This window comes from Photobacterium sp. Ph5 (genome assembly GCF_022129445.1).
In the GTDB taxonomy this organism is placed as follows: domain Bacteria; phylum Pseudomonadota; class Gammaproteobacteria; order Enterobacterales; family Vibrionaceae; genus Photobacterium.
Genome location: NZ_JADQAQ010000113.1, coordinates 1 through 1,634 on the forward strand (window position 1 = coordinate 1; position 1,634 = coordinate 1,634).

Annotated in this window: 2 protein-coding genes; both read left to right on the forward strand. The window is 38.1% G+C overall.

The window, feature by feature from the left end; translation table 11 throughout:
* Positions 1-166 precede the first annotated feature (166 nt).
* Positions 167-673, forward strand: coding sequence for a VC2046/SO_2500 family protein (locus I3259_RS20155; protein ID WP_238031443.1), 507 nt, complete (start codon positions 167-169; stop codon positions 671-673).
* 212 nt (positions 674-885) lie between these two features.
* Positions 886-1,557 carry an SDR family NAD(P)-dependent oxidoreductase gene (locus I3259_RS20160; protein WP_238031444.1) on the forward strand — a complete coding sequence of 224 codons (672 nt, stop codon included), beginning with the start codon at positions 886-888 and terminating at the stop codon, positions 1,555-1,557.
* The last annotated feature ends 77 nt before the right edge of the window (positions 1,558-1,634 follow it).

Consider the following 1,634-nt stretch of genomic DNA (forward strand, 5'->3'; position numbering starts at 1 on the left):
ATTTGGACATAAAAGACCCCCAATAATTGGTGTCCAACTATTGGGGGTCAGTTCATCGTGTTATTACGGCAGGGCTTTTTTATTTTTATTAATAGCATAAAAAGTTAAAGCTCTTGGTTTTGATGTCGATATAAAGACTATCAATATGATTAGGGCTTATTTTTCCATGCAACACATCTCTTTAGATAATATGCTGATCAATGAGATCCAGCTAGGTACAGGGCTCAACCAAGCGGTTGAATCTGGTCGCCGTGCTGATTTCTCATTAATGCTTGCATTGCTATCTTCAGAGTTAATGGAAAATACACCGCAAGATAACGAACCTGAGCAGGTTCAAACTGAGCAACAACTGCGTGCTTATTTTGAGCTACCTTCTCCTCAGCCACTGACTACATCAGAGCATTGTTACCAACGCTCTGCGGATCAGGCAAAAGCTTTTCATGAATCAGGCATTACGAGTACCCGTTTACTGCATGATCTGCAACCCACAGCGTTAACATTTCCAACAGAGAATACTAAAGGGTTACCTGAAGATATCTTCCATAACCTTTCTGTTCACGAACGTCGCAAACTACCACCGGAAGAGCCTCGTCCTATCTCTGCATCACCAAAAAACTTATATTCATCGCTCATCCATGCTAAACGAACGTCTGAGCTTTATCACGCGGCTTAATATTCATATAACCTTCTGATAGCGCCCATAAATATACTTAATTGACATCTTTGTGAGCACTATCAAACATTGCCACATCTAATTATTCTATCGTGAATGTGCTAACTAATATGGTTATTAACTACTGATAGGTGCTATCAGTAACCTATACGCTCATGTCATATTTATAAGTGGTTAGCATATACCTATGACAATCTTTGGATGATACTACTATGCTCATCGACCAATCCGTAATAGTCATCACCGCAGCAGGTACTCTCATCGGTAAAACCATTGCTATTCATTTAGCATCGTTAGGAGCAAAACTTGCTCTTGTTGATAGTAACATCAGTAATTTAGAAGCAACACAATATGCCTGCTCTCAATTTTCTCGTCATATCGACATCTTTCATTTAAAAAACACTCAACCGTGTACCATTAAGCAAGTCTTTACTCGTATTCATCGCCAGCTAGGCACATTTAATGTCTTACTCAACACATGGCCAAAATGTACTGATACACCTCATATTCTTGAACCCAATGCAATTAATGAATTCAATGATGTCATGTGTAACAGCGCAACGACTTTTTTTAGTGTTGGACAAGTTGCAGCAACATTGATGCAAGACAACAAACAACCAAGCCTTATTATTAATTTGGCCTTAAAACCGTCTAACCATCATGCCTTGCTTTCTGATACTAGTATATCGGTGATCCAAGGTTTAACCGTCAGTTGGGCTAAAGAGTTATCCTCTTTTAATATCAGAGTAGGTGCCATTATTCCAATTACTCCAGATGAAGAAACAATGCTTCATACTGCATTACAAGAAGAGATAGTTAGTAGCATGGAATATATTATTACCAATGATTCTTTTAATGGCAGGATACTTGAAGCAGAGTGTTAGTTGTAATTATATAAAAAAGATAAAAAATGTATGGTCCGCCCCGTTATTGCAACTACAATATTAGTAATAACAGAGTT